At 71.9% G+C, this 26,242-nt stretch carries 24 protein-coding genes; 17 read left to right on the top strand and 7 right to left on the bottom strand.

The window, feature by feature from the left end:
- Nucleotides 1–39 precede the first annotated feature (39 nt).
- A complete protein-coding gene (gene paaZ, locus BLT62_RS06460; RefSeq protein ID WP_083363323.1) occupies nt 40–2,136 on the top strand; it encodes a phenylacetic acid degradation bifunctional protein PaaZ in 2,097 nt (698 codons plus the stop codon).
- On the opposite strand, the gene BLT62_RS06455 is transcribed toward paaZ, so the two are convergent.
- The gene (locus BLT62_RS06455) at nt 2,076–2,759 is read right to left on the bottom strand and encodes a TetR/AcrR family transcriptional regulator (protein ID WP_231919374.1); all 684 of its coding nucleotides are present in this window, start codon (nt 2,757–2,759) and stop codon (nt 2,076–2,078) included. The genes paaZ and BLT62_RS06455 overlap by 61 nt on opposite strands.
- A 223-nt stretch (nt 2,760–2,982) precedes the next feature.
- On the opposite strand from BLT62_RS06455, the gene paaA reads away from it, so the two are divergent.
- From paaA to BLT62_RS06395, 12 genes are all read left to right on the top strand, one after another.
- A complete protein-coding gene (paaA, locus tag BLT62_RS06450; RefSeq protein ID WP_083363321.1) occupies nt 2,983–4,014 on the top strand; it encodes a 1,2-phenylacetyl-CoA epoxidase subunit PaaA in 1,032 nt (343 codons plus the stop codon).
- Nucleotides 4,011–4,319, top strand: coding sequence for a 1,2-phenylacetyl-CoA epoxidase subunit PaaB (gene paaB, locus BLT62_RS06445; protein WP_083363320.1), 309 nt, complete (start codon nt 4,011–4,013; stop codon nt 4,317–4,319). The genes paaA and paaB overlap by 4 nt, the downstream gene beginning before the upstream one ends.
- Nucleotides 4,316–5,140: a 1,2-phenylacetyl-CoA epoxidase subunit PaaC gene (paaC, locus tag BLT62_RS06440; protein WP_083363319.1), complete on the top strand. Its 825-nt coding sequence runs from the start codon at nt 4,316–4,318 to the stop codon at nt 5,138–5,140. Before paaB ends, paaC begins: the two co-directional genes overlap by 4 nt.
- A gap of 5 nt (nt 5,141–5,145) precedes the next feature.
- Nucleotides 5,146–5,667: a 1,2-phenylacetyl-CoA epoxidase subunit PaaD gene (paaD, locus tag BLT62_RS06435; protein ID WP_083365342.1), complete on the top strand. Its 522-nt coding sequence runs from the start codon at nt 5,146–5,148 to the stop codon at nt 5,665–5,667.
- Between the two features lie 3 nt (nt 5,668–5,670).
- Nucleotides 5,671–6,798, top strand: coding sequence for a 1,2-phenylacetyl-CoA epoxidase subunit PaaE (gene paaE, locus BLT62_RS06430; RefSeq protein WP_083363318.1), 1,128 nt, complete (start codon nt 5,671–5,673; stop codon nt 6,796–6,798).
- Between the two features lie 54 nt (nt 6,799–6,852).
- Nucleotides 6,853–7,629: an enoyl-CoA hydratase/isomerase family protein gene (locus BLT62_RS06425; protein ID WP_083363317.1), complete on the top strand. Its 777-nt coding sequence runs from the start codon at nt 6,853–6,855 to the stop codon at nt 7,627–7,629.
- Nucleotides 7,630–7,765: 136 nt separating this feature from the next.
- Complete coding sequence (locus BLT62_RS06420; protein ID WP_083363316.1) at nt 7,766–9,163, top strand: GH1 family beta-glucosidase; 1,398 nt, start codon at nt 7,766–7,768, stop codon at nt 9,161–9,163.
- Nucleotides 9,164–9,244: 81 nt separating this feature from the next.
- Complete coding sequence (locus BLT62_RS06415; RefSeq protein WP_231919373.1) at nt 9,245–9,946, top strand: protein-L-isoaspartate(D-aspartate) O-methyltransferase; 702 nt, start codon at nt 9,245–9,247, stop codon at nt 9,944–9,946.
- Nucleotides 9,947–10,073: 127 nt separating this feature from the next.
- A complete protein-coding gene (locus tag BLT62_RS06410) occupies nt 10,074–11,252 on the top strand; it encodes an ROK family transcriptional regulator (RefSeq protein ID WP_156786261.1) in 1,179 nt (392 codons plus the stop codon).
- Between the two features lie 112 nt (nt 11,253–11,364).
- Complete coding sequence (locus BLT62_RS06405; protein ID WP_231919372.1) at nt 11,365–13,371, top strand: TPM domain-containing protein; 2,007 nt, start codon at nt 11,365–11,367, stop codon at nt 13,369–13,371.
- Nucleotides 13,372–13,425: 54 nt separating this feature from the next.
- Nucleotides 13,426–14,160, top strand: a complete 735-nt coding sequence (locus BLT62_RS06400; protein ID WP_083363312.1) for a PspA/IM30 family protein — start codon at nt 13,426–13,428, stop codon at nt 14,158–14,160.
- A 185-nt stretch (nt 14,161–14,345) separates the two neighbouring features.
- Nucleotides 14,346–15,131: an arginase family protein gene (locus BLT62_RS06395; RefSeq protein ID WP_083363311.1), complete on the top strand. Its 786-nt coding sequence runs from the start codon at nt 14,346–14,348 to the stop codon at nt 15,129–15,131.
- A 37-nt stretch (nt 15,132–15,168) separates the two neighbouring features.
- Here BLT62_RS06395 and BLT62_RS06390 read toward each other — a convergent pair whose 3' ends face one another.
- Together BLT62_RS06390 and BLT62_RS06385 are read right to left on the bottom strand one after the other, a co-directional pair.
- Nucleotides 15,169–15,633, bottom strand: coding sequence for a Clp protease N-terminal domain-containing protein (locus BLT62_RS06390; RefSeq protein WP_083363310.1), 465 nt, complete (start codon nt 15,631–15,633; stop codon nt 15,169–15,171).
- Nucleotides 15,626–15,841 carry an RNA polymerase subunit sigma-70 gene (locus BLT62_RS06385; protein ID WP_083363309.1) on the bottom strand — a complete coding sequence of 72 codons (216 nt, stop codon included), beginning with the start codon at nt 15,839–15,841 and terminating at the stop codon, nt 15,626–15,628. The genes BLT62_RS06390 and BLT62_RS06385 overlap by 8 nt, the downstream gene beginning before the upstream one ends.
- A gap of 122 nt (nt 15,842–15,963) precedes the next feature.
- Here BLT62_RS06385 and BLT62_RS06380 point away from each other — a divergent pair, with 122 nt between their 5' ends.
- On the top strand, nt 15,964–16,341 hold the full coding sequence (locus BLT62_RS06380) for a Fe-S oxidoreductase (RefSeq protein ID WP_083363308.1): 378 nt from the start codon (nt 15,964–15,966) through the stop codon (nt 16,339–16,341).
- A 9-nt stretch (nt 16,342–16,350) separates the two neighbouring features.
- Here BLT62_RS06380 and BLT62_RS06375 read toward each other — a convergent pair whose 3' ends face one another.
- Nucleotides 16,351–18,180 carry a glycoside hydrolase family 35 protein gene (locus BLT62_RS06375; RefSeq protein ID WP_156786260.1) on the bottom strand — a complete coding sequence of 610 codons (1,830 nt, stop codon included), beginning with the start codon at nt 18,178–18,180 and terminating at the stop codon, nt 16,351–16,353.
- Between the two features lie 123 nt (nt 18,181–18,303).
- Nucleotides 18,304–19,518 (bottom strand): ROK family transcriptional regulator, encoded by a 1,215-nt coding sequence (locus tag BLT62_RS06370; protein ID WP_083363306.1) that lies wholly within the window; start codon nt 19,516–19,518, stop codon nt 18,304–18,306.
- A 186-nt stretch (nt 19,519–19,704) separates the two neighbouring features.
- Here BLT62_RS06370 and BLT62_RS06365 point away from each other — a divergent pair, with 186 nt between their 5' ends.
- The 3 genes from BLT62_RS06365 (at nt 19,705) to BLT62_RS06355 (ending at nt 22,980) form a co-directional block, all read left to right on the top strand.
- The gene (locus BLT62_RS06365) at nt 19,705–20,994 is read left to right on the top strand and encodes an ABC transporter substrate-binding protein (RefSeq protein ID WP_197675173.1); all 1,290 of its coding nucleotides are present in this window, start codon (nt 19,705–19,707) and stop codon (nt 20,992–20,994) included.
- A gap of 113 nt (nt 20,995–21,107) precedes the next feature.
- Complete coding sequence (locus BLT62_RS06360; protein ID WP_083363304.1) at nt 21,108–22,115, top strand: carbohydrate ABC transporter permease; 1,008 nt, start codon at nt 21,108–21,110, stop codon at nt 22,113–22,115.
- 1 nt (nt 22,116) lies between these two features.
- The gene (locus BLT62_RS06355) at nt 22,117–22,980 is read left to right on the top strand and encodes a carbohydrate ABC transporter permease (protein WP_083363303.1); all 864 of its coding nucleotides are present in this window, start codon (nt 22,117–22,119) and stop codon (nt 22,978–22,980) included.
- Nucleotides 22,981–23,171: 191 nt separating this feature from the next.
- Here the strand turns inward: BLT62_RS06355 and BLT62_RS06350 are convergent, their stop codons facing one another.
- Nucleotides 23,172–24,074 carry a siderophore-interacting protein gene (locus BLT62_RS06350; protein ID WP_083363302.1) on the bottom strand — a complete coding sequence of 301 codons (903 nt, stop codon included), beginning with the start codon at nt 24,072–24,074 and terminating at the stop codon, nt 23,172–23,174.
- A complete protein-coding gene (locus BLT62_RS06345) occupies nt 24,071–26,236 on the bottom strand; it encodes an iron ABC transporter permease (RefSeq protein WP_231919371.1) in 2,166 nt (721 codons plus the stop codon). Before BLT62_RS06345 ends, BLT62_RS06350 begins: the two co-directional genes overlap by 4 nt.
- Nucleotides 26,237–26,242 lie beyond the last annotated feature (6 nt).

Genomic DNA, 26,242 nt, shown 5'->3' with positions numbered 1-26,242 from the left:
GACACCCCAAACACGCACCCAGCACAGCGAAGGACCCCCATGGCACCCAGCGACGCAGCAACGGCCCCGCTCCTCCCGAGCTTCGTGCAGGGCGCCTGGCGGGAGCCGACCAGCGGCACCCTCGTGCGGGACGCCTCCACCGGGGAGGGCATCGCCCGTGTCGGCAGCGAGGGCCTCGACCTCGCCGCCGCGGTGGAGTTCGGCCGCACGGTCGGGCAGGCGAGCCTCGGCGCGCTCACCTTCCACGAGCGCGCGCTGCGCCTGAAGGCGCTCGCGCTGGCCCTCGGCGAGGTCAAGGAGGAGCTGTACGCGGTGAGCGCGCAGACCGGGGCGACCCGCCGAGACTCGATGGTCGACATCGACGGCGGCATCGGCGTGCTCTTCACGTACGCGTCGAAGGGCCGCCGCGAGCTGCCGAACGCGCAGGTCATCGTCGACGGGCAACCGGAGAACCTGGCCCGCGACGGCTCCTTCGGCGGCCAGCACGTCTACAGCCGGCTGCCCGGCGTCGCATTCCAGGTCAACGCCTTCAACTTCCCCGTGTGGGGCATGCTGGAGAAGTTCGCACCCGCCTTCCTCGCCGGGGTGCCGAGCATCGCCAAGCCGGCCACGCCGACCGCGTACCTCGCCGAGGCCGCCGTGCGGGCCATGGTCGACTCCGGCCTGCTGCCGGCCGGCTCGCTGCAGCTGATCTGCGGCTCCGTGCGCGGCTTCCTCGACACACTCGACGTGCGCGACACCGTGAGCTTCACCGGCTCCGCGTCCACCGCGCGCACCCTCGCCGCCCACCCGCGGGTGCTCGGTGGGCAGGTCGCCCTGGGCTGCGAGACCGACTCGCTGAACGCCGCGATCCTGGGGCAGGATGCCGCGGCCGGCACCCCCGAGTTCGACGCCTTCGTCGCGAGCGTCGTCACCGAGATGACATCCAAGGCCGGGCAGAAGTGCACCAGCATCCGCCGCGTGATCGTGCCCACCGACCGCATCGACACCGTTGTGGAGGCGATCGGCGCCCGCCTCGCCCAGCGCGTCACCCTCGGCGACCCGCGCGCGGACGGGGTGAGCATGGGACCGCTGGCCAGCGTCGAGCAGCGGGACGAGGTGCGGCGGAGCATCGACGCGCTCCTCGCCGGGGGCGGCCGCATCGTCGTCGGCAGCCGGGAGGAGCCGGCCGTGCTGCAGCAGGATGGAACCGTCGCCCCCGCGCCGGGCGGCGCCTTCCTCGCCCCGGTGCTGCTCGCCTTCGACGACGCGGACGCGGATGCCGCGCACGAGGTCGAGGCGTTCGGGCCCGTCGCTGCCGTCCTCGGCTACACCGACTCCGCCGATGCGGTGCGGCTGGCGAACCGCGGCGGCGGCTCCCTCGTCGCCACCGTCGCGAGCTTCGACCCGGAGACGGTGGCGAGCCTCGTCTCCGGCATCGCCGCCTTCCACGGCCGCATCCTGGTGCTGGACCGAGACGACGCGAAGACCAGCACCGGGCACGGCTCCCCCGTCCCGCACCTCGTGCACGGCGGGCCCGGCCGGGCCGGCGGCGGCGAGGAGCTCGGCGGCATCCGCGCGGTCAAGCACTTCATGCGCCGCACCGCCATCCAGGGCACCCCGGCCGTGCTGACGGCGCTGACCGGCCAGTGGCGCGCCGGAGCGCCGAGCCAGGCCGGCGATGAGCACCCGTTCCGCAAGTCGCTCGCCCGGCTGCGGATCGGCGATGCCGTCGTCTCCGCCGCGCGCGAGATCACACTGGAGGACATCGGCCACTTCGCCGAGTTCACCGGCGACACCTTCTACGCGCACACCGACGAGGCCGCCGCGGCCGCCAACCCGTTCTTCCCCGGCCGCGTCGCGCACGGCTACCTGCTGCTGGCCTGGGCGGCCGGGCTGTTCGTCGACCCGGCCCCCGGTCCGGTGCTGGCCAACTACGGGCTGGAGAACCTGCGCTTCACCACGCCGGTCTCACCGGGCGACAGCGTGCGGGTGACGCTGACCGCCAAGCAGATCACGCCGCGCGAGAACGAGGAGTACGGCGAGGTGCGCTGGGATGCCGCGCTCGTGAACCAGCGCGATGAGCTGGTCGCCAGCTACGACGTGCTGACCCTCGTGGCCAAGGAGGATGCGGCCGCCGCGTCGCCAGCGGAGTGAACCCGCAGGCCCTCGAACGCGACCGTGATGACATCGTCGGCGAGCTGGTCGGGGGTGAGCGCGCCGCCCGGCCGGTACCACTCGACGATCGAGTTGATCATGCCGAAGAGCAGGCGCACCGCGGTGCGCGCATCGATGTCGGCGCGGAGGGTGCCCTCGACGCGGGCCTCGTCGACGAGCTCGGCGACGGCGCGGTCGAATGCCCGGCGCCGCGCGAGCGCCTCGCGCTCCAGCTCGGTGTTGCCGCGCAGCCGGAGCAGCAGGGTGACGTAGGGCAGGTCGTCGGCGAGCACGCGCACGGCGCCGCGCAGCACGAAGCGCAGCCGCTCCGCGGGCGAGCCGTCCACCGCGCCCGGCTCGGCGAGGATCCCCTCAAGCCCGCCGAGGGCGCGCTCCAGGGCCCGCCGCAACAGGTCTTCCTTGCCGGTGACGTGGTAGTAGATCGCCGATTTGCTGGTGCCGAGCCGCTCCGCGAGCACGCCCATCGAGGTCGCCTCGTAGCCGAACTCGTTGAACGCCCGCACGGCGATGTCGAGCACGGCATCCAGGTCGTATGGCTCCCGGCCCGCACGGCCGTTGCCGCCCCTCGGCGCCCGGCCGGTGGCATTCGCTGGCTGGTTCACGACGCTGCACACTCCAGATCTCGGCTCACCGGGGCACCAGGCTGGACGGCCGGCGCGGTTCCCGATCCTAGCCGACGGCCCCTGTGCGGGCGCGGGCGTCTTGATCGGAGCCCCGGCCAATGTTAGCATTACCGAACGATCGGTAAGTAGTCATCCGCGCCGCCGGATGGGTGCACCGTCGGATGGGCGTGCACCGACGCACGCCCCGAGCGAGGAGGCTCTCATGGCAGATCCCCTGCCCCAGCTGCGCACCGCTGGCCAGGCGGACGACGACCCGGACGGCTCGGGCCAGCGCCGCTTCGACGAGCTCATCGCCGCCGACCAGCGCATCGAGCCGAGCGACTGGATGCCGGCCGCCTACCGCAAGACGCTCGTCCGGCAGATCTCCCAGCACGCGCACTCCGAGATCATCGGGATGCAGCCGGAGGGCAACTGGATCACCCGCGCGCCGAGCCTCAAGCGCAAGTCGATCCTGATGGCCAAGGTGCAGGACGAGGCCGGCCACGGCCTCTACCTCTACTCCGCCGCGCAGACCCTCGGCACCGACCGGGACACCATGTTCGAACAGCTCATCACCGGCACCGCCAAGTACTCGTCGATCTTCAACTACACGACGCCGACCTGGGCGGACATGGGCTCGATCGGCTGGCTGGTCGACGGCGCCGCCATCTGCAACCAGGTGCCGCTCTGCCGCGCCTCCTACGGGCCGTACGGGCGTGCCATGGTGCGCATCTGCAAGGAGGAGTCCTTCCACCAGCGCCAGGGCTTCGAGATCCTGCTCGAGCTCATGCGCGGCACCCCGGCGCAACAGCAGATGGCCCAGGAATCCGTGAACCGCTGGTACGCCCCCGCCCTGATGATGTTCGGCCCGCCCGACGCCGACTCCCCCAACTCTCAGCAGAGCATGGCCTGGAACATCAAGCGCTTCAGCAACGACGAGCTGCGCCAGCGCTTCGTGGACATGCTCGTCCCGCAGGCCGAGATCCTCGGCGTCACCCTGCCAGACCCCGACCTGAAGTGGAACGAGGAGCGCGGCCACTACGACTTCGGCGAGCTGGACTGGGCCGAGTTCGCCGAGGTGCTCGCCGGCCGCGGGCCGGCCAACGCGATCCGGGTCGCCCGGCGCCGAGCGGCCCACGAGGACGGCGAGTGGGTGCGCGCCGCCGCGCGCGCCTACGCGGACAAGCAGGCGGAGCTGGCATCCGCCACGAATTCGACCACCGTGAACTCGACCGGCGAGAGGGTGGCATCATGACGAGTCCAGGCGACTCCGGCGAGCGCGAGCAGTGGCCGCTCTGGGAGGTCTTCATCCGCTCCACCCGCGGGCTCTCCCACGTGCACGCCGGCTCGCTGCACGCCCCCGACGAGACCATGGCCGTGCGCAACGCCCGCGACCTGTACACCCGGCGCGCGGAGGGCGTGTCGATCTGGGTGGTCCGCGCCTCGGCGATCACGGCATCCGACCCCGACGCCAAGGGCGCGTTCTTCGAGTCCCCGCAGGGCAAGGAGTACCGGCACGCCACCTACTACACCGAGTCGGAGAAGGTGCCCCACCTATGAGCGGGCACAGCAACCGGCCGATCTCCACCGCGATCACCCCCGAGTCGATCTCCCTGACGCTCAGCGACGCGGATGCCGCGGCGAGCGACGCGGTAGCGCGCTACGCGCTCGGCCTCGGCGACGACGCCCTCGTGCTCGCCCAGCGGCTCGGCGAGTGGGTGACGAACGCGCCGGAGCTCGAGGAGGACGTCGCGCTGGCGAACATCGCTCTGGACCAGCTCGGCCACGCGCGGAACCTGCTGACCTACGCCGGCTCCGCCTGGGGGCAGAGCGAGGACGACCTGGCCTACCTGCGCGGCGAGGCAGAGTTCACCAACCGGCAGCTGTTCGAGCAGCCGAACGGCGACTTCGCCCAGACGATCGCCCGCCAGCTGATCGCCTCTGCCTACTTCATCGGGCTCTACCGGGCGCTCTCGGCCTCCGCCGACCCCACCCTCTCCGCCATAGCCGCCAAGGCGCTCAAAGAGGTGGACTACCACCTCGACCACTCGGCACAGTGGCTGCTGCGGCTCGGGCAGGGCACGGCGGAGTCGCACCGGCGCATGCAGCGGGGCCTGGAGCGCATGTGGGTCTTCGCCGACGAGCTCTTCGACGACGACAGCGTGCCGGGCGAGCTGGCCGGCATCGCCGTCTCCCCGTCCGCACTGCGGGAGGACGCATACGCCCTCCTCACGCGGCTGATCACCGAGGCCGGCCTGACCGTGCCCACCGCCCCCTTCGCGCGGGGCGGCGGCCGATCCGGCGCACACACGGAGTACCTCGGACCGCTGCTGGCCGAGATGCAGGTGCTCGCCCGCGCCCACCCGGGGGCATCGTGGTGACCGTCATGGCGACGACGCTGGAACGGACCGCTCGCCCGCGGCCGGCCGACGGACCCGACCGCCGGGTCTGGGACCTCGCCGCGGCTGTCGTCGACCCCGAGGTGCCCGTCTTGACCATCGAGGACCTCGGCGTGCTGCGGAGCGCCCAGGTCGAGCCGGGCGGCGCCGTGCGCATCGAGATCACCCCCACCTACTCCGGCTGCCCGGCCGTCGACGCCATCCGCGACGACATCACCGCGGCGCTGGCACGGGCCGGATACCCGGACGTCACCGTGGCCACCGTGCTCTCCCCGGCATGGACCACCGACTGGATGAGCGAGGCCGGCCGCGCCAAGCTGGAGAGCTACGGCATCGCCGCGCCCGGCCGCCGCGCCGACGGCGTCGTGGGCCTCGGCCTCGGCATCCGCTGCCCCCGCTGCGGCTCCCTGCACACCCGCGAGGTGAGCCGCTTCGGTTCCACCTCGTGCAAGGCCCACTACGTGTGCCAGCGCTGCCAGGAGCCGTTCGACTACTTCAAGGAGCACTGAGCGGTGCCGAAAGCCACGAGCGCAAGCACGAGCACGACAACGCGGCGCCGGGCCGTCTTCCACCGCCTCCCGGTCTCCCGGGTGCGCCGGCTGACGGCCGACGCCATCGAGGTGAGCTTCACCGTTCCGGGCGAGCTCCGCGAGCAGTACTCCTACGCCCCGGGCCAGCACGTCGCGCTTCGTGCAGAGGTCGAGGGCGAGGACGTGCGCCGCAGCTACTCGATCTGCCAGGCACCCGTCAGCGGCGAGCTCCGGGTCGCCATCAAACGGGACCTCGGCGGGCTATTCTCCTCCTGGGCCGTCGACAACCTGGCCGCCGGCATGGAGCTGGAGGTGATGAGCCCAGAGGGGCGGTTCACCTCCCAGCTGGACGGCAACGCCGCGGTGCACATCACGGCGATCGCCGCCGGATCGGGCATCACCCCGGTGCTCGCGCTCATCGAGAGCACGCTCGGCGCGCACCCGGGCAGCAGCTTCACGCTGCTCTACTCCAACCGCACCGCGATGGACACGATGTTCGTGGACGAGCTCGCCGATCTGAAAGACCGCTACCCGACGCGGCTGGCCCTGCACCACCTGCTCACGCGGGAGCTGCGCAGCTCCGAGCTGCTGAGCGGACGCCTGGACGCGGAGCGCCTGCGCAGCATCTTCCGCACGCTCATCGCGCCGGCCAGCGTCGACGAGTGGTTCCTCTGCGGGCCGTTCGAGCTGGTGCAGCTCTGCCGCGACACCCTGGCCGAGTTCGGCGTGGATGCGGCCGACATCCGCTTCGAGCTCTTCACGGCCGGCCGGCCAGAGGCCCCGATCGGCCAGTCCGGGCGCCCGGTGCAGCACACGCCGAACGAGGAGGTGCACACGATCTCGTTCCGCCTCGACGGCACCACCGGCACCGTGACGAGCCCCGTGCACAGCAACGAGAGCATCCTCAACGCCGCCCTGCGCGTGCGCGGCGACGTGCCGTTCGCCTGCGCGGGCGGGGTGTGCGGCACCTGCCGGGCGGTGCTCGTCTCCGGCACCGTGGAGATGGCCGAGAACTACGCCCTCGAGCCGGACGAGCTCGCGCGCGGCTATGTGCTCACCTGCCAGTCGGTGCCCACGAGCCCGCGCGTCGAGGTCAACTACGACTCCTGATCCCCCGGGCCGCGCCTGCGGACCCGGCCAGCCGACGAGACCCTGGGAGGGGCAATGAGCGTCGATCTGACCATCACAGAGGGCGTCGCCGAGATCCTCCTCAACGACCCGGGCAAGCTCAACGCGCTCGACGAGCAGGCCATCGCGGCGCTCTCCGACTGCTACGCCCAGGCGGAGGCGGCCGGCGTGCGCGCCGTGCTGCTGCACGGCGCGGGGCGGGCGTTCTGCGCCGGGCGCGACATCTCCGCGGTCGACCCGGCGACGGATGACGCCGAGGGCTACCTCTCCGGCACGGTCGCGCCCCTGCTGGCCCGGATCGACTCCTTCCCGGCACCGACCTTCGCGATCGCGACAGGGGCGTGCCTCGGCGTCGGACTCGGCCTGCTGATCGCCAGCGACGTCGTCTACGTCACAGACACCGCCAAGATCGGCTCCCCGTTCGCGAACCTCGGGGCGACGCTCGACTCCGGCGGGCACACCCTCTTCTTCGAGCGGCTCGGCGCCCACCGCACCCTCGACCTCATCTACACGGGCGAGCTGATCAGCGGGAGCGAGGCCGTGCAGCTCGGCCTGTTCAGCCGGGTCGTGCCGCACGAGGAGATCCTCGCCTTCACCCGGGCGCGGGTGGGCCGGGTCGCCCGCGGGGCCACGCAGGCGTTCCTCGCCAGCAAGCGTCTGGTGCACGAGTTGCGCGACGAGCGGGTCGGCTTCTGGCGCTCGCTGGCCGCCGAGAGCGCCGCGCAGGGCGCGCTCTCCCGCAGCGCAGACTACGCCGAGGGCTTCGCCGCGTTCCAGCAGAAGCGCAGCCCGCTGTTCACGGGCGAGGGCTGACCCCGCCCGATAAGTGGGTCATGTGTCCCAGACGCTTGACTTAGTCACGGATGTCGGCGATCCTCGGAAGCAGCAGCGAACAGCAGACCGCGCACCCCAGCCACCGCATCCCTGACAACGCCGTCGAGAGGCCACCATGACCCAGCCGTCCCCGTTCCCCGTCCTGCCGCAGGGATTCGTCTGGGGGGTCTCCACGGCCGCCTACCAGATCGAGGGCGCGGTGGCCGAGGACGGCCGCGGCCCGAGCTCCTGGGACGCGTTCTGCGCCGAGCCCGGCCGGGTGCTGAACGGCGACACCGGCGAGGTGGCCTGCGACCACTACCACCGCTACCCGGAGGACATCGCACTGATGGCCGAGCTCGGGGTGGACGCCTACCGCTTCTCCTTCGCCTGGAGCCGCATCCAGCCCGCCGGGTCCGGCGCGGTGAACCCGCTCGGCCTGGACTTCTACGACCGCCTGGTCGATGGCCTGCTCGAGGCCGGCGTGACGCCGTCGCCGACGCTGTTCCACTGGGACACCCCGCTGCCGCTCGAGCAGGCGGGCGGCTGGCTGAACCGCGACACCGCGCTGCGCTTCGGCGAGTACGCCGGCATCGTCGGCGAGCACTTCGCCGACCGCATCCCGCGCTGGATCACCATCAACGAGCCCGTCGTGCTCACCATGCTCGGCTACGGCGCCGGCATCCAGGCCCCCGGCCTGCAGCTCGGCTTCGAGGCGCTCCCCGCCGCGCACAACCTGCTGCTCGGGCACGGCCTCGCGGTGCGGGCGCTGCGGGCGGCCGGCGCCGGCAACATCGGCGTCGCCAACAACCACGCCCCCACCTGGGCGGCCAGCGACGAGCCGGCCGACCAGCAGGCGGCCGGACTGTACGACAACATCTCCAACTGGATCTTCGCCGACCCCATCCTCACCGGGCGCTACCCCGAGGCCATGGCCGGCATGCTGCCAGAGGTGCCGGCCGAGGACCTCGAGATCATCTCCAGCCCGATCGACTGGTACGGCATCAACTACTACAACCCGACCGCTGTGGCCGCACCCGGCTTCAGCGAGCGCCAGGGCGACGAGGGCCCCGCGCTCATCGACGGCCACGAGCTCGACGCGAGCCTGCCGTTCGAACTCGTCGACATCGACGGCTACCCGCGCACCGACTTCGACTGGCCCGTCATCCCCGCCGGCCTCACCGAGCTGCTGGTCTCCTTCCGGGAGCGCTACGGCGACGCCCTCCCCCCGGTCTACATCACCGAGAACGGCGCGGCCATCAACGACGGGCCGGATGCCGCGGGCCAGGTCGCCGACCAGCGCCGCATCGACTACACCGACGCGCACCTGCGCGCCATCGCCGCGGCCATCGAGGCCGGCGTCGACGTGCGCGGCTACTTCCACTGGTCGTTGCTGGACAACTTCGAGTGGGCGGTCGGCAACTCGATGCGCTTCGGCCTCGTGCACACGGACTTCGAGACGCAGCAGCGCACCCCGAAGCAGTCCTTCCACTGGTACCGCGACGTCATCGCGGGCAACCGCGCCCGGGCCTGACCCGGAGGCAGGGCGCTCGCCCCGGGCCTGGCGCTCGCCCCGGGCATGGCGCTCGCCCCGCCGCGGTGCTGTACTGGAGGGGTGACCGAGCTGGACGCGCGCCGCGCCGAGATGCTCGAGCGACACCTCGCCCGACGCGGCATCACCGACGCCCTCGTGCTCGACGCGATGGCCGCCGTGCCGCGCGAGGAGTTCGTGAGCCCGGATCTGCGCGCCGACGCCTACGCCGACCACCCCCTGCCGATCGGCGACGGGCAGACCATCTCGCAGCCCTACATCGTGGCGCTGATGGTGCAGGCGGCCCGGGTGCGCGCGGGCAGCAGGGTGCTCGAGGTCGGCACCGGCTCCGGCTACGCCGCCGCCGTGCTCGCGGCCATCGCGGCCGAGGTCTGGTCGATCGAGCGGATGCCGCTGCTCGCCGCCCGGGCGGGCGAGCTGCTCGCACGCCTCGGCTACGACAACGCCCACGTTCGGCAGGCGGACGGCACGCTCGGCCTGCTTGAGCACGCGCCGTACGACGCGATCATCGTCTCCGCGGCCGGGCCGTCCATCCCCGACGCTCTCCGGGCGCAGCTCGCCCCGGCCGGCCGGCTGGTGCTGCCGGTGGAGTCGCCGAGCGGCTGGCAGCGCCTGCTGGTGCTGCACCGGCCGGGAGACGCGGGCCCGGGCGCGGGCAGGGCAGACGCCGGCTGGGAGCTCGAATCTCTGGGCGGCGTGCGCTTCGTGCCCCTGATCGGCGAGCAGGGCTGGCAGCCGAACGGCACCCAGCCGGGCTCCCTCTGAAACCGGCCGTTCACCTCCGGCCGCGCACCGCGCCGCTATGCTCGTGAAGACTCCTTACAGTGCGGCTTCAGCCGCAGACGGCTCGAAGGCGGCCCCGGTGGCAGTGAAATCCTCAGCGAATCCCGCGGTGAAGTCCCCCCAGGGCACCCCCGCGTGGCTGGGCGCTGTCAACGACCGAACGGGTCTGTCGCTGCTGCTGGAGCACGGGCCGCTGACCCGCAACCGCATCTGCGAGCTGGCCGGCGTCTCCAAGCCGACGGCCTCGCTGATGATGGCGAGGCTCGAACAGTCCGGCTTCATCGTGCAGGCGGGGCGCCAGACGGGCACTCCGGGGCCCGCACCGATCCTGTATGCAGCTCGAGTGGACAGGGCGCTCGGCGTCGCCGTCGACATCGATGCCCACGAGATCCGCTCCAGCGTCGTCGACGCGGCGGGCACGCTGCACCCCGTCGTCCGGGCACCGCTGCCGGCCGACCCCGCAGAGCGCGACCCTGTGCGCGACATCCGCGGCGCCATCGAGCGCGCCTGCGCGGCGAGCGGCTCCGACCCGGCCGCCGTGCACAAGCTGTGCATCGGAATCCCGGGCTACGTCGACCCGCGGCACTCCGACGAGCTGTTCACCGAAGCCCTGCCGAAATGGCCCGTCACCGGCGTCCGCGACCTGCTCGAGGACGCGCTCGGCGCCCAGGTGCGCATCGAGAACGACGCCAACCTGGCCGCGACGGCCGAGAGCGTGGACGGCGAGGGCCAGGGCCGCGAGGTGTTCGTGCTGATCTGGATCGGCAACGGCGTCGGCGCCGCCTTCGACACCAACGGCTCGCTGCACCGCGGCGCCTTCGGCGGTGCGGGCGAGATCGGCTTCATGCCGATCCCCCACGCCGCCATCCACTACGACGAGTCGGCCCGCGAGGTGCAGGACCTGATCGGCGGGCGCGCCGTGCAGGCGCTGCTCGCCCGGCACGGCATCCCGGGCGAGACGCTTCCGGCGGCGCTGGACGCGCTGGCGACGGCACCGAACCGGCACGAGGTGATCGAAGACCTCGCCCCGCGCATCGCCATCTCGCTCACCCCGCTGCTGTCGGTGCTCGACCCGGAGCTGCTCGTGCTCGGCGGCCCGACGGGCAGCGCCGGCGGGGCGGAGCTGGCCGCGCTCGTCGCCGGCCACATCCGCGCGGAGAGCCGGTGGTACCCGGAGGTGGTCGCCACCAGTGTGCGCGACAACGCCGTTCTGCAGGGCGCCAGGGAACTGCTGGTGACCGAGGTGCGAGCGGAATTGCTCGACCGCGTCGCCCTCGTCGGGGCCTGACACCGCCCGCTCCCGCCCGCGAGAGCGCTGCTGGACGCCTCGGAGGCGCTCCCCCTAGACTTCGAAAAGAGTACGCGCTAGAGAAGGTGGGCCGATGCGGGCACGGTGGACTGTGGGGGCTGCACTGGCGGTCGGCGCGCTGATATTCGCAGCGCCGCTGGCGGCGTCCGCCGCGGGGCCGGTGACGTTCGGGTCCAGCCCGATCGTCGACACCGTGGGCGTCCTCGGCTCCCGCACCGGCGACGTCGAGAAGGCCATCGACACCCTCTACGAGAACGAGCGGGTGCAGCTCTTCGTCGCTTACGTGGACGTCTTCGAGAACCCGTCCGACGCCGTCGCGTGGACAGAGGACACGGCGAACGCCAACGGAATGGGCGCCAACGACTACCTGCTGGCCGTCGCCGTCGACGGCCGCACCTACTACCTCTCCGCTGCTGCGGACTCGCCGCTGAGCGACCAGCAGCTCAGCGAGATCGACCAGAACTACATCGAGCCTGCGCTGCGCGACGAGGACTGGGCCGGGGCGGCGATCGGTGCCGCGACCGGCCTGGAGCGCGCGGTCGGCGGCGACTCCCTGGACGGCAGCACCGGCGGATCCGGCGGCTCGGGTTTCTTCTGGTTCTTCGTGATCGGCGTGCTGGTGGTCGGCGTGGTGCTGTTCTTCGTGCTGCGCAGGCGCGGCTCGTCGGCATCCCGCGGCCGGGCAGCCCCCAGCGGGATCGGCGCGCTCAGCACCGCCGAGCTCAAGCAGCGCGCAGGCAGCGCGTTGGTGCGCACCGACGACGCCGTGAAGACCAGCGAGGAGGAGCTCGGCTTCGCCATCGCCTCCTACGGTACCGAAGCGACCGCGGGCTTCCAGAAGGCGCTGACCGAGGCCAGGGAGCTGCTCTCCCGTGGCTTCACCCTGCAGCAGAAACTCGACGACTCCGAGCCGGACACCGAGGAGCAGCAGCGCGCCTGGTACGCCCAGATCATCGAGAACTGCGAGAAGGCCAACGCCGCGCTGGACGCCCAGGCCCAAGCGTTCGATGCCCTGCGCGCCCTCGAGAAGAACGCCCCGCAGGCCGCACAGGCGACCCGGCAGGCGGCAGAGGCGGCGCGTGCCCGCCTGGACGGCGTGCGTGCAACGCTGGCCCGGCTCTCCAACCAGTACACGGATGCCGCGCTCGCCACGATCGCCGACAACCCGGCGCAGGCCGAGGACCGACTGGCCTTCGCCGACACCGCCCTGGCCGAGGCCGACACGGCCCTCGCGGCCGGCAAGACCAGCGACGCCGCCGTCGACATCCGGGCGGCGGAGGAGGCCGTCGACCAGGCCGCCCTGCTGCTGGACGCCGTCGACCGCCTCGACCACGACCTCACCGAGGCCCGGGCGAGCTTCTCGGAGGCGATCGCCGACCTCCGCTCCGACATCGCCGCGGCCAAGGCACTGCCGGCCAGCGCCGACAGTTCGGGGCAGCTGGCCTCCGTCGTCGCCTCGACCGAGTCGGTGCTCGCCGACGTGTCGGCCAAGCTCTCCGCCGACCGGGTGAACCCGGTCGAGGTGGTGCAGCGCCTGGAGCAGGCCAACACCCAGATCGATGCGCTGCTCGGCAGCGTGCGTGATGCCGAGGCCGCCAGGCAGCGCGCGCAGGCGGCGCTGACGCAGACGCTGCTGGCGGCGCGCAGCCAGCTCGGGGCGGCAGAGGACTTCATCACCGCGCGCCGCGGCGCCGTCGGGGCCGAGGCGCGCACCCGGCTGGCGGAAGCCGGACGGCTGATCGTGCAGGCCGAATCGCTCGGCGCCGCCGACCCAGCGCAGGCTCTCGCCCAGGCCCAGCGCGCCAACCAGCTCGCCGGGGAGGCGATCCGGCTGGCCCAGAACGACGTCGGCGGATTCGGCGGCATGGGCGGCATGGGCGGGATGGGCGCTGGCTCTGGCCGGGGCGGCAACGTCGCGGGCGCGGTGCTCGGCGGCATCCTGATCAACTCGATGCTCGGCGGCGGGGGCTCCCGCGGAGGCGGCGGCTTCGGCGGCGGCTTCGGCGGATCCTCCGGCGGATCCGGCGGCCGGCGCAGCCCCGGCAGCTTCGGCGGCAGCGGCACGCGCTCCCGGCGCGGCTCCGGCGGCCGCTTCTAGCTCAGCAGACCACAACACACCACACCGTAGAAACATTGGGAAGGGAAACACACTATGGCTAAGCAGTCCATCTTCGGTCGCATCGCCCAGCTCGCGAAGGCGAACATCAACGCTCTGATCGACTCCGCCGAGGACCCGAAGCTCATGCTCGACCAGATGGTGCGCGACTACACCAGCAGCATCGCCGACGCCGAGAGCGCCATCGCCGAGACCATCGGCAACCTGCGCCTGCTCGAGGACGACCACCGCGAGGACGTGGAGGCCGCCCGCGAGTGGGGCAACAAGGCCATCGCGGCCAGCCGCAAGGGCGACGAGTTGCGCGCCGCCGGCGACGCGGCCGGCGCCGACAAGTTCGACGCCCTCGCCAAGGTCGCCCTCGGCCGGCAGATCGCCTCCGAGAACGAGGCGAAGGCGGCCGAGCCGCAGATCGCCTCGCAGACCGAGATCGTCGCCAAGCTCAAGGCGGGCCTGAACTCGATGAAGGAGAAGCTGAACCAGCTCTCCTCCAAGCGGGACGAGCTGATCGCGCGTTCGAAGACCGCCGCCGCGCAGGCGCAGGTGATGGATGCCGTCAAGAGCATCGACATCCTCGACCCCACCAGCGAGGTCTCCCGCTTCGAGCAGAAGATCCGCCGCGAAGAGGCCAAGGTGCGCGGGGCGAGCGAGCTCGCCGCATCGAGCCTGGACGCCCAGTTCAACGAGCTGGAGGACATCGGCGAGCTCACCGAGGTCGACGCGCGCCTGGCGGCGCTGAAGGCCGGCGGCTCCGCCGGGGCCATCGGTCAGTAGACGAGCGCACGGGGAGGGCGGCCGGTCGATCCGGCCGCCCTCCCTGCGTTGTCCCGCTGTGTATCCCGGCGCCGCGAACCCGCTGTGCAAAACCGCTGCCGGGCAAACTGCCATTGTGTGCGGCTGGAGAGGATACTGAGAGGGTGGCTGTCACCTTTGTTGTTGTGCCCCAGTGGCAAGGCTCCATGTCCGCGCGCGCCATGCGCCTGGCCGACGGGGCCGAGGCGATCCGCGGCGACCTGCCGGCCTCGGCGACGCGCACCGTCGAGGTCCCGGCCGAGAGCGGCGACGCCCTCGGCACCGGGGTGCTGCGGTTCTCCGCGCTGCTCGGTGTGCGGGACCGGCTGTTGCACAGCCTGGCGACCGTGCCCGACTGGGCGCTGACCATCGGTGGCGACTGCGGGGTCTCGCTCGGCGCCGTCGAGCACGCCATGCGACGCACCGACGGCGACCTGGCCGTCGTCTGGCTGGATGCCCACCCCGACCTCAACGTGCCGGACGACTCCCCCTCCGGCGCCTTCACCGGCATGGTGCTGCGCGCCCTCTGCGGCGACGGCGAGCTGCTGCCGGATGCCGCGCACCGGCTGCACCCGGACCGCCTGGTGCTGGGCGGCATCCGCGACGTCGACCCCGCCGAGTCGGCGTTCATCGACGAGAAGCAGATCTCCCGGGTCGGGGCCGAGCAGCTGGATCACCCCGGCCTCCTGCTGGACGCCGTGCGCGCGACCGGCGCAGGCAGCGTGTACGTGCACATCGACCTCGACGTGCTCGACCCCGCCGTCATCACCGGCCTCGCGAACCCGCTGCCGTTCGGGCTCAGCCTGGAGCAGCTGACCGGCGCCGTCGCCGCGCTCCGCGCCGAGTTCCCCCTGGCCGGGGCCACGATCGCCGGGTTCTCCCCCGCCTCGCCGCTCGACGCGGAGGCCGACCTGCCGACCATCCTGCGCGTCATCGGCGCGCTCACCCGCTGAGCCGGCCCGGCGAGGCCAACGGGGCCGACCGGCGGCCCTAGCCCGCGTCCGCCAGCCGCTGCCGCAGGGCCGGGCGGTCGACGGGCAGCGCGGCCAGCAGCGACGCGGCGGGGTCGGGTTCGTTCCGGTCGAGCACCGCCAGCAGGAGGTGCCGTGAGGTGATCGCCCGCGCCTTCTCCGACACCGCGTGGGCGAGGGCCTGTGTGAGCACGGCCTTCGCGCCGGAGGACATCGACGCGCTGGGTCGGGCGAGCACGGCGGGTGCGGTGTGCCGGAACTCGCCCAGCGTGATCCCCACCGCGGCGAGGGCTGATCGGTCGAGCCGGTCGACGGCGCCCTGGGCCGTGGCTGCGTCCACGCCGACGAGCCGCGCCACGTCGTCGTCGGCGAGCAGGGCGAGCAGCAGGTGGTCGGTGCCGATGCGCCGGTCACCGCGTCGTGCCGCCTCGGAGACGGCGTCCTCGACCGCCGCCCTGGCCGAACGGCTGAACCTCTCAAACATCGCTCTCCCGCCTTCCGTACTTCGCGTGCACCGACTGGCGCGTGACCCCGAGGGCATCGCCGATCTGTTCCCAGGACCAGCCCGCCCGTCGAGCCGCCGCGACGTGGGTCGCCTCGATGCGCTCGGCGAGCCGGTGAAGCGCCGTGACGGCGCGCAGCCCGGTCGCCGGGTCGGCGGTGCGCAGCTGGTCTACATCGATCGGGTCCATGTCTGTCAGTGTGAACTGACAAGTCTGATCTGTCAACCCAAACTGACAAGGCGGCGCCAGCTGGCGGGCGGTGCTGGGAGGCACGGGGAGGCACTGGGAGGCACTGACGCTACGCTGAGACCGTGCGCGCCCTCCTCTTCGACTCCCCCCTCAGCCGCCTCGGCTACCTCTACGCGACCCTCGTCGGGCTGGTCTGGGGCTTCATCTGGAGCACCGGCCGGGTGGAGCGCCACAACGGCCTGTTCGTGTTCCGCGGCATGCCGAAGTGGGCCTTCGGCCGCGGCGGCTCCTGCGTCGGCGGCTGCTACCTCACCGACCAGAACGTGACCCAGGACGTGATGGAGCACGAGGCCGTGCACAAGCGCCAGTGGCAGCGCTACGGCATGCTGTTCCCGCTGCTGTACCTGTTGGCCGGCCGCAATCCGCTGAAGAACCGCTTCGAGATCGAGGCCGGCCTGGAGAAGGGCGGCTACCTGCGCGCCCAGCGCGCCAGCCGCTGACCCTCGCGCCTAGTCGAAGAACTCCGCGGCCTTGGGGATGCCGGCCAGCCGGCCACCGGCGAGGTCAGGCTCGCCGCGCAGCTCGACGCGGGAGCCCGCGCGCTCCATCTCGAGCACCACGATCTCGTTCTCGCCCGTGCGCCAGAGCGGTGCGGGCGCGTACAGCGTCACCTGCGGTCCGCGCTCCCAGTAGCGGCCGAGCAGGAAGCCGTTGAGCCAGACGAACCCCTTGCCCCAGCCGGGCAGGGCGATGAAGCCGTCCGCCGGCTCGTCCACGGTCAGCGTGGTGCGGCCGAAGACCGGTCCGGCGCTGTCGGCGGAATCGCCGAACTGGAGCGAGTCGATGGCGCCGTCCCGGCCGATCTGCAGCGCGGTGCTGGTCCAGCCGTGAATGAAGCGCGCCCCCTGGCGGACGCTGCGGAGCCCCTTGTGCTCGCCGAGCCCGCCGGCGAAGTTGATGCGGCCCTGGTTCTCGACGATGATGACGAGCTCGGTGGGCCGGCCGTCGCTGCGCGTCTGCACGACGAGGGTGTGCTCGGCGTCGTTGCGGTCGATGGTGCCGGCGACAACGCCGTCCAACAGCACGGTGGCCCGGTCGGCGAGGCCGTCGATCTGCAGGGTGACCTCTTCGGCGTCCAACAGCGGGGACGCCTGGTACCAGACGAGCCCCTGGTCCTGGCCGAGCTGCTCCATCTGCTTCGGCAGCGCCGACTGCTGGGGCGCGTCGAAGGCGCCGAGCGAGCCGCGCAGCGACACCCACTCGGTGACGGCGGCGTCCTGCGCGCCGAGGCGGGCGGGCAGCGCGGGCGGCTCCGGGATCTCGTGGGTCGCGTAGCGCCGCAGGATCTCGCGGAAGGCGTAGAACTTCTCGGACAGCTCGCCCGCCTCGCCGACGGCGGCGTCGTAGTCGTAGCTCGTGACGGTCGGCTGCAGCATGCCGTCCTCGGTGTTGCAGCCGTTCCACAGGCCGAAGTTGGTTCCGCCGTGCGCCATGTAGAAGTTGACGCTGCCCCCGCCGCTGAGGATCTCCTCGAGCGTGGCCGCGGCATCCGCGGCGCCACGCACGTGGTGCGGCTCGCCCCAGTGATCGAACCAGCCGTTCCAGAACTCCATGCACATGTCCGGCCCCTGCGGCTGCACCGCGCGCAACGCCTCGAAGGCCTCGCCGGTGCGGGAGCCGAAGTTGACGGTGGCGTGGGCGCCCTCCACCATGCCCGCGGCGAACATGCCGGCGATCGGGCCGTCGGAGGTCACCAGCAGCACATCGATGCCGCGCGTGGTCAGCGCGTCCCGGCAGTAGCGCACGTACTCGGCGTCGTCACCGAACGAGCCGTACTCGTTCTCGACCTGCACCGAGACGACGGGGCCGCCGTTCGTCGCCAGCAGCGGGCGCATCACCTCACAGATGGCGTCGAACCAGCCGTCGACGGCGCCGATGAAGCGGGGGTCCATGGTGCGCAGCGCGATGCCGGGCTCCGCCATGAGCCAGCCGGGCAGGCCGCCGAAGTCCCACTCCGCGCAGATGTACGGGCCGGGGCGCAGGATCACGTCGAATCCGAGCTCGCCGGCCTCCTGCACGAAGCGGGCGACGTCGCGGGGCCCGGTGAAGTCGATGTCGCCGCGGGTCTGCTCGTGCCAGTTCCAGGGGATGTACGTCTCGATCGTGTTCAGGCCGAGCGCGCGCAGCCGGAGCAGGCGGTCGTGCCAGAGCTCCGGACGCACCCGGAAGTAGTGGATCGCCCCGCTCAGGATGCGGTGCTCCTCGCCGCCCCGCCGGAATGCGCCATCCCGCACCGTCAGGATTCGCGAAGCGGATGTGTGGTCGGGCGTCACGTTCATGGCCATCCTTTGATGCAACTGGCACGCGCAGCACTGCGCGGCCAATCAAGTCCGATTAGTTCAATGCCAGAATTATTCCGACAGGCCGCGTCAAATGTCAATTCCGCCGATCGCCGCGACGGGCTATTTGGACGCGGCGATCGTCGGGTCTTCGAAGACGTCCTCGAGCACCAGCTGCGCTCCGCCCCGCGCCGCAGAGGTCAGGCCGAGCTTCGATCCGACGAGGATCGCCGAGCTGCCGAGGTCCATCCGGCGCGCCTCCAGCGCGGCCGTGATCGGCGCGATGAGGAAGTCGCTGAAGGAGGGGAAGTAGCCGCCGAGCACGATCATCCGCGGGTTCAGCACGTCGACGAGCACGGAGAGCCCGATCGACAGATTCGCGGCGATCGTCGACAGCGCCGCGAGCACGCGTCCGTCGCCGCTGTCGGCGCGGCCGCGCAGCGCGCGCAGGCGCTCCTCCAACGGCACGGAGCGGTCGTGCACGACGTCGCCCTGATCGGCCGCCAGGGCGAGGAAGGCATTGAGGCCGACGTTGAGCTCCCAGCAGCCCGTGCGCCCACACGGGCAGGCGACGCCCTTCGGCCCGATCGGCAAGTGCCCGACCTCCCCGGAGAAGCCGGACCAACCGCGCATCAGGCGCCCACCCGCGACGATTCCGGCGCCGACGCCGACGTCGGCGGAGAGGTAGAGCAGGTCTTCGATGTCCTGGTTCTCGCGCACCGAGAACTCTGCGACGGCTCCGAGCTTCGAGTCGTTCTCCAGCCTGATCGGCGGGCCGGCCGGGCCGAGCCGGGCCGCGAGCTCCCGCGCAACGGCCACCCCGTGCCAGCCGAGGTTCGGCGCGAACCGCACCGAGCCGGACTCGAGGTCGACGATGCCGGGGGCGCCGATGCCGATGCCGACGATCTGGCCGCCGCGGGCGCGGGCCAGGCGCATCGCGTCCTCGATGAGCCGGGCGAGCTGGTCCAGGACCTCGGCGACCGGGGTGCTGGCGATGTCGAGGGCGGCGACAGCGCTGTGCACGGTCCGGCCGCGCAGGTCGACGACCGTCAGGGCGAGGTAGTCGACGTTGATCTCCATGCCGACGCCGAAGACCCGGCCGCCGTCGATGGCGATGGCGGTGCCGGGGCGCCCGACCGCGCCGGTGCGCTCGCGCTCGTCCTCTCGGACAAGGCCGAGGCCGACCAGGTCGGCGATCAGGGTCGAGGTCGTGCCCTTGGACAGCCCGGTCTCCGTCGCCAGCCGCGCCCGTGAACGCGGGTCGCCGCTGCGGAGGCTGCGCAGCATCAGGCTCATGTTCGCGCGCCGCATCTCGGCCTGATCTACTCGCCCACTCATTTCGGCCTGCCTCCAGTGGCGATCCGTCGGTGAATCGCACTTGTTGAAACTCCATCTTGACAGGGAAGTAATTAGTTCGGGTATTATTCAAATGATTTAGCGATGCTTCGAGGATGAGGCCATTTGGATTCCTCAGAGCACACACCGAGAAAGTGAATCCACATGAAATCAGTTGCTCTTCGCACCATGGGAATCGCCGCAGCCGCGACAATGCTGTTCGGCGTCACCGCGTGTTCCACCGGCCCCGCCACCTCCGGAGAGGAGGCCGGTCCGAACGAGTCGATCACGATCGACTACCTGCACCGCCTTCCCGACGGCGAGGGCATGACCAAGGTCGCCGACATCATCGCCGAGTGGAACACCGCGCACCCCGACGTGCAGGTGACCGCGACCAAGTTCGACGGCAAGGCCGCCGAGATGCTCACCAAGCTCAAGGCCGATGTGAAGGCCGGAAGCGTCTCCTGCCTCGCACAGCTCGGCTACGCCGAGGTGCCCACCATGTACACAGAGGGCATGCTCGAGAACGTCACCGATGTCGCCAAGGGCTACGTCGACAACTTCTCGGCCGGTGCCGTTGCCCTCATGACGGTCAACGGCGAGACCGTCGGCCTGCCGCAGGACACGGGCCCCTTGGTCTACTACTACAACGCCGCCGAGTTCGAGCGCCTGGGCCTGACCGTTCCCACCACGGCCGACGAGCTCGCCGCAGCCACGACCGCTGCCGCGGCCGCCGGCAAGTACGCCGTCGCCTTCCAGCCCGACGAGGCGCAGTACTGGCTCTCCGGCCAGACCGCCGCCGCCGGCGCCGCCTGGTTCACGGCGGAGGACGGCAAGTGGAGCGTCGACGTCTCCGACGCCGGCACCGCGAAGGTCGCGTCGTTCTGGCAGGGCCTGATCGACTCGAAGAGCACGCTCGTCGCCAACCGCTGGGGCGACGAGTTCAAGCAGGCGCTGGTCGACCAGACGCTGATCGGCACCATCGGCGCCGCGTGGGAGGCCCCGCTGCTCGCCGGCGACATGGCCGGCTCGGCCAACGACGGCCAGTGGGCCGTCGTTGAGCTGCCGACCTTCGGCGCCAAGCAGATGACGGGCCCCGACGGCGGCTCCGGCGTCGCCGTGATGAAGGGCTGCGCGCACCCGGCCGAGGCGATGGACTTCAACAACTGGTTCAACACGCAGATCGACCCGCTCGTCTCCCAGGGCCTCGTCGTCGCCGCCAAGGGCGCCATGACCACGCCTGACGCCATCAAGTCGTTCTATGGTGGCCAGGACGTGTTCTCGGTGCTCGCCGCTGCGAACGAGTCGCTCAGCCCTGACTTCATCTACATCCCCGGTTTCCCGGCGATCAACGGTGACATGGTCAAGGCTGCGGATGCCGCAGGGCAGGGCACCGCGCCCGTGTCAGACATCTTCACCGCCGCACAGACGTCCGCCATCGCCGCGCTCACCAGCGCCGGCCTGCCGGTCGCGAAGTAACGCAGCACCACCTCTGAAACGTCGGCACGGCAGGCACACTCGTGCGTGCCGTGCCGACATCATCATTCCGGACGCACCATCATTCCGGAAGCAACGAGAAGAGCGATTCGACGATGAGCACGCTAACGCGGCCGACAGCCCCAGAGCGCCTGGTGACCGAGCAACGCGCTCAGGCCAACAGGAGGCGCCGACGGCGCGAGGGACGCATCGGCTGGGGCTTCTTCGCCCCGTTCGCGATCCTGTTCGTCCTGACCTTCGTGATCCCGATCCTCGTCTCGATCCGATCCTCCTTCTTCACGGAGAAGGCGGCGGGCGACTCCCTCTACGGCGGCGGCGGGATGGTCGAGACCTTCGCGTTCCTCGACAACTACGCCCAGGTGCTCGGCAACGCCATCTTCTGGGAGGGCATGGGGCGCGTCCTGCTCTTCGGCGCCTTCCAGATCCCGGTCATGCTCGGCGGCGCGCTGATCCTCGCCCTGCTGCTCGACTCCTTCATCGTCAGGCGGGTCGCATTCTTCCGCCTCAGCTACTTCCTGCCCTACGCCATCCCCGGCGTCATCGCGGCACTGGTCTGGACGTACATCTTCAGCCCCGGGCTCTCCCCCATCAACCAGACCCTCGGTTCGATCTCCGACTGGCTGACCGGGCTGCTCGGGAACAACGTCGACCTGACCATCGACTTCTTCGCCCCTGGCAACATCATCGCGTCGATGGCGACGATGACCACCTGGACCTTCATGGGCTACAACATGCTGATCTTCCTGGCCGCCCTGCAGGCCATCCCGCACGACCTGTACGAGGCCGCGCGCCTGGACGGCGCCAGCGAGTTCGACATCGTGCGCCGCATCAAGGTACCCATGGTCGGCCAGGCCACGCTGCTCGCCGTGCTGCTCTCGATCATCGGGACCGTGCAGCTGTTCAACGAGCCGACCGTGCTCGCCGCGGTGAATCCGTGGATGGGCAATGACTACACGCCGATGATGCTGGCCTACAGCTCGATGATGGGCACGACCAGCCCGTCCGGCGCTGGCCCGGCATCCGCCGTCTCGATCTCGATGGCCGTCATCGCGGGAATCCTCGCCGCCATCTTCGCCCTCGTTCAGAAGCGGAGCACTCGCTGACATGGCCACCACCACCCAGACTCCCCCGTCGCTGCGGCCCTCGCCGGCGACGCGCGCCATCACCCGCATCGTGCTCATCGCCGCCGCGGTGCTGTTCCTCGCTCCCGTGTACTGGCTGATCGTCTCGTCGACGAAGAGCAACCCGGACCTGATCTCCTCGAACGGCCTGCTGTTTGCCGGCAACAACATCGTCGAGAACTACACGGCGCTCATGTCGTGGACGCAGGGCAACTTCTGGCGCTGGGTCGGCAACTCGATGCTGTACTCGACCGTCGCCGGCGTGCTGGGCACGCTGGTGTCGGTCAGCGCGGGCTACGCCCTGGCGAAGTTCCGGATGCCGGGCAAGGCCGGCATCCAGCTGGCCATCCTCGGCGGCCTGCTGATGCCGATCGCGCTGCTCACCGTGCCGCTGTACATCTTCTTCAACGGCCTCGGCCTGACGAACACGATCTGGGCGGTGATCATCCCCTCCTGCGTGAGCCCGTTCGGGGTGTTCCTCGGCCGCATGTTCGTCGACGCCGGCGTGCCGGACGAACTACTGGAGGCCTCACGCCTGGACGGCTCCGGCGAGGTGCGCACCTTCTTCACGCTCGTGCTCCGGCTGCTGGCGCCGGCGATGGTGACGATCTTCCTGTTCATCTTCGTGGCGACCTGGAACAACTTCCTGCTGCCGCTGATGATGCTCAACAGCGCCGAGCTGAAGCCGGTGACGCTCGGCCTGTACGGCATGATGAGCTACTTCAGCCCGCAGTACGGCGCCGTGCTGCAGGGCGCGCTGCTCAGCGTGATCCCGCTCGTGGTGCTGTTCTTCGTGCTGCAGCGCTACTGGCAGTCCGGGCTGACCGCCGGCGCCGTCAAGGGCTAGCGCGGGCGCGCCTCAGTGCACCGGGACGGGACGTTGGCTACGTCTCCGGCGAGCGCGCTCCGCTCCGGTTCCACCCGTCGCGGCCCCCGAAAAGTCTCGTGGCACCCGACTTACCGGGGGCCGCGAGATTTTTCGGGGGCCGCGAGCGTGTGCGGCGTCCGCGGGCGGGCGTTGGAGTCGGCCGGGCGCTCCTAGTTCTCGGAGCGGCCGAGCTTCCAGTAGCCCATGAAGGCGACCTGTTTGCGGTCGACGCCGCGCTCGCGCACGAGGTGGCGGCGGAGCCCGGTGATCGCGCCGGCCTCACCGGCCAGCCAGGCGTAGAGCTCGGCGGATGCCGGCTGCTCCGGCGCGGCCGGCCCGTCCTGCTCGTCCGGCACCTCCCAGAGGATCTCGTACTCCGCGTCCGCGCCGGCCTCCTGGACCGGATCCTCCGGCGCAGGCTCCCCCGCCGGGGCGGCCTGCGCGCAGCTCTCCGCCCAGGCGTCCACCCAGGCGGTCACGGCCGGTACCAGCGCCCCGCCGAACGGAAGCGGCTCGGAACCGTTGGCGGCGCCGGCGTGCCCGGCGTCGGTGCCGCGCGGGAGCCAGGTGATCGCCACCCCGGCCGGCGCGGTGAGCGGCAGGGCGTCACCGGGGCTCGGCACCTCGAGGAACACGTGCCCGGTGGCATCCGCCGGCAGTCCCTCGAGGATGGTGGCGACGGCGGGCACGGCCGTCTCGTCGGCGGCGAGCAGCAGCGTGCGCGCGGCACCCGGCCGCCACACGTAGCCGTCCGGTTCGGCGCCGCTGGTCGCATCCGGCCCGATCAGGGCGAGGGCGTCACCGATCGCGGCGCCGTGCAGCCAGCGGGTGGCGGGGCCGGTGAGCCCGTGGGTGACGAAGTCGACGTCGACCTCGCGCTCCGCGGCGCGGGCCGCGCGGATCGTGTATGTGCGCCAGATCTCGCCGGGCAGCACCACCTTGATGCGCTGGTCGGCGCCGTACCAGCCCCACTCGTGCAGCTCGGGGCCGGTGAAGGTGACCCGGGTGAAGTTCGGGCTGAGCGGGCGGATGCCGGCGACGGTGACGTCGAACTGGCGGTAACTGGGCTTCATGATGTCCTTCGTGAGCGCCAGAGCAGCCATACGAAGTACGGTGCGCCGACGACGGCGGTGAGCAGCCCGGCCGGCAGCTGGCCGGGGGCGATGACGGTGCGGCCGAGGGTGTCGGCGACGCAGACGAGCAGGGCGCCGAGCAGCGCCGACATGGGCAGCACGAGGGCGTGCCGGCCGCCGACCAGGGCACGGGCGGCGTGCGGGGCGACGAGCCCGACGAAGCCGATCACGCCGACGGCTGCGACCGCGGCCGCGCTCAGGGCGACGGCGACGCTGAGCAGCCAGAGCCGGGTGCGGCCGAGCGGCACGCCGAGGATGCGCGGGGTGTCGTCGTCCTGCGCGAGCACGTCGAGATCGCGGCGGGCGCCGGCCAGGATCGGGGCGGCCAGGACGAGCGCGACGAGTACGGGGAGCAGCTGCGGCAGAGTGCGGCCGTAGGTGGAGCCGGACATCCAGGTGAGCGCCTTGGCGGCGTTGTACGGGTCGGTGGCGATGATCAGCATGCTCACGATCGCCCCGGCGGCGGCCGAGACGCCGATGCCGATCAGGATCAGCCGGCTCTGTGCGAAGCCGCCGGCCGCGGCGAGGCCGAACACGATGACCGCGGCGGCGACGGCCCCGAGCAGGCCGCCGGCGCTGACGGCCCAGAAGCTCGCCAGCGGCGCGATGGTGATGACGAGCACGGCGCCGACCCCGGCGCCTCCGGTGACGCCGAGCAGGGCGGGTTCGGCGAGCGGGTTGCGGGAGACGGCCTGCACGACGGCGCCCGCGACGGCCAGCGCCGCACCGGCCAGGATCGCGGCGAGCACCCGCGGCATCCGCGTGTTGAGCACGAATTCGGTGACCGGGCCGGCCTGTCCGGTGGCCCAGTTGAGCAGGTCGCCGGCGAGCAGCTTGGCGTCGCCGAGCAGCAGGGAGGCGAACGCGACGGCCACGAGCAGCACGCCGGCGCCGACGATGAGGAGGCGCCGGGTGAGCGGCCGGGAGCTGGTGCCGAGGGCGAAGGTGCCCGCGGAGCCGGTGCCGCCGCCGTCGGTGAGCCGGCGGGCGAGGATGACGAGGAACACGGCGCCGAAGACGGTGGTGACGACGCCGGTCGGCACGGCGACGGCGGCCGAGCCGCCGAAGACGAGGCGCAGCAGCACGTCGGCGCCGAGCACGACGATGACGCCCATGATGGCGCCGGCCGGGATCAGGGCGCGGTGGCGCTGCAGGCCGGGGATGCGCGCGGCGAGGAGCCGCACGATGGCAGGCGCGGCGAGGCCGACGAAGCCGATCGGCCCTGCGACGGTGACGGCGGAGGCCGAGAGCAGCACCGCGAGCACGATGGCGGTGGTCTGGGTGCGGCGCACCCGGATGCCGAGCACGCTGGCCGTGTCGTCGCCGAGGGCGAGGATGTCGAGCTTGTGGGCGAGCAGCAGCAGCGCCAGGAAGGCGGCGAGCACGACGGGGCCGAGCTGGGCGACGCCGTCGATGCTGGTCTGGCCGAGGGTTCCGGCGCCCCAGGCGAAGAGCCCGGTGGTCTCCTCGGCGAAGAGCAGCAGCAGCATGGTGGTGAGCGCGGAGAAGGCGAGGGCGATGGCGGAGCCGGCGAGCACCAGCCGCACCGTGCCGCCGCCGTTGCCCCCGCCGCCGCCGGCCGCCAGTCCGAGAACGAGTGCGGCGGCGGCCAGGCCGCCGAGGAAGGCGATCAGGCTGCCGGTGAGCAGCGGCACGCTGATGCCGAACGCGGCGAAGGCGACGACGGCGAGGTAGGCGCCCGCGTTGACGGCCAGTGTGTCCGGTGAGGCGAGGATGTTGCGCGCGACCGTCTGCATGACGACGCCGGCGGTGCCGAGCGCGACGCCGACGAGCAGCCCGGCCAGCAGGCGGGGCACCCGGGAGGCGAGGAGCACGGCGGTCGCCTGCTCCTCGCCTCCGCCCGTGATGACGTGCCAGAGCTGCGCCACCGAGACCGGGGCGGAGCCCTGGGTCAGGTGGATGGCGGCGAGCACGGCGATCAGCACGAGGCCGGCGGCCAGCGCGGCGGCGAGGAGGCCGCGGCGGCCGGCCGGCCGTCCGGCTGGCGCGCCGGCTTCCGGCCGGAAGCGCGATGCGGTGCCCTCCCCCGGCACGAGGTGGGCGTCGGGGCCCGCCGGGGGCCGCTGAATGGAGGAGAGCACCGGCGG

The organism is Microterricola viridarii, from assembly GCF_900104895.1.
Classification (GTDB): domain Bacteria; phylum Actinomycetota; class Actinomycetes; order Actinomycetales; family Microbacteriaceae; genus Microterricola; species Microterricola viridarii.
Note: the sequence above shows the minus strand (reverse complement) of the source record. Positions and strands in the feature narration are given on the sequence as shown.

Bases quoted from the DNA above. Each gene is read 5' to 3' on its own strand.
- BLT62_RS06400 (WP_083363312.1), top strand. From the start codon at position 13,426: ATGGCTAAGCAGTCCATCTTCGGTCGCATCGCCCAGCTCGCGAAGGCG.
- BLT62_RS06390 (WP_083363310.1), bottom strand. From the start codon at position 15,633: ATGTTTGAGAGGTTCAGCCGTTCGGCCAGGGCGGCGGTCGAGGACGCC.
- BLT62_RS06355 (WP_083363303.1), top strand. From the start codon at position 22,117: ATGGCCACCACCACCCAGACTCCCCCGTCGCTGCGGCCCTCGCCGGCG.
- paaZ (WP_083363323.1), top strand. From the start codon at position 40: ATGGCACCCAGCGACGCAGCAACGGCCCCGCTCCTCCCGAGCTTCGTG.
- BLT62_RS06395 (WP_083363311.1), top strand. From the start codon at position 14,346: ATGTCCGCGCGCGCCATGCGCCTGGCCGACGGGGCCGAGGCGATCCGC.
- paaA (WP_083363321.1), top strand. From the start codon at position 2,983: ATGGCAGATCCCCTGCCCCAGCTGCGCACCGCTGGCCAGGCGGACGAC.
- paaD (WP_083365342.1), top strand. From the start codon at position 5,146: ATGGCGACGACGCTGGAACGGACCGCTCGCCCGCGGCCGGCCGACGGA.
- BLT62_RS06360 (WP_083363304.1), top strand. From the start codon at position 21,108: ATGAGCACGCTAACGCGGCCGACAGCCCCAGAGCGCCTGGTGACCGAG.
- BLT62_RS06365 (WP_197675173.1), top strand. From the start codon at position 19,705: ATGGGAATCGCCGCAGCCGCGACAATGCTGTTCGGCGTCACCGCGTGT.
- paaC (WP_083363319.1), top strand. From the start codon at position 4,316: ATGAGCGGGCACAGCAACCGGCCGATCTCCACCGCGATCACCCCCGAG.
- paaB (WP_083363320.1), top strand. From the start codon at position 4,011: ATGACGAGTCCAGGCGACTCCGGCGAGCGCGAGCAGTGGCCGCTCTGG.
- BLT62_RS06370 (WP_083363306.1), bottom strand. From the start codon at position 19,518: ATGAGTGGGCGAGTAGATCAGGCCGAGATGCGGCGCGCGAACATGAGC.
- BLT62_RS06350 (WP_083363302.1), bottom strand. From the start codon at position 24,074: ATGAAGCCCAGTTACCGCCAGTTCGACGTCACCGTCGCCGGCATCCGC.
- BLT62_RS06375 (WP_156786260.1), bottom strand. From the start codon at position 18,180: ATGAACGTGACGCCCGACCACACATCCGCTTCGCGAATCCTGACGGTG.
- BLT62_RS06385 (WP_083363309.1), bottom strand. From the start codon at position 15,841: ATGGACCCGATCGATGTAGACCAGCTGCGCACCGCCGACCCGGCGACC.
- BLT62_RS06420 (WP_083363316.1), top strand. From the start codon at position 7,766: ATGACCCAGCCGTCCCCGTTCCCCGTCCTGCCGCAGGGATTCGTCTGG.
- BLT62_RS06425 (WP_083363317.1), top strand. From the start codon at position 6,853: ATGAGCGTCGATCTGACCATCACAGAGGGCGTCGCCGAGATCCTCCTC.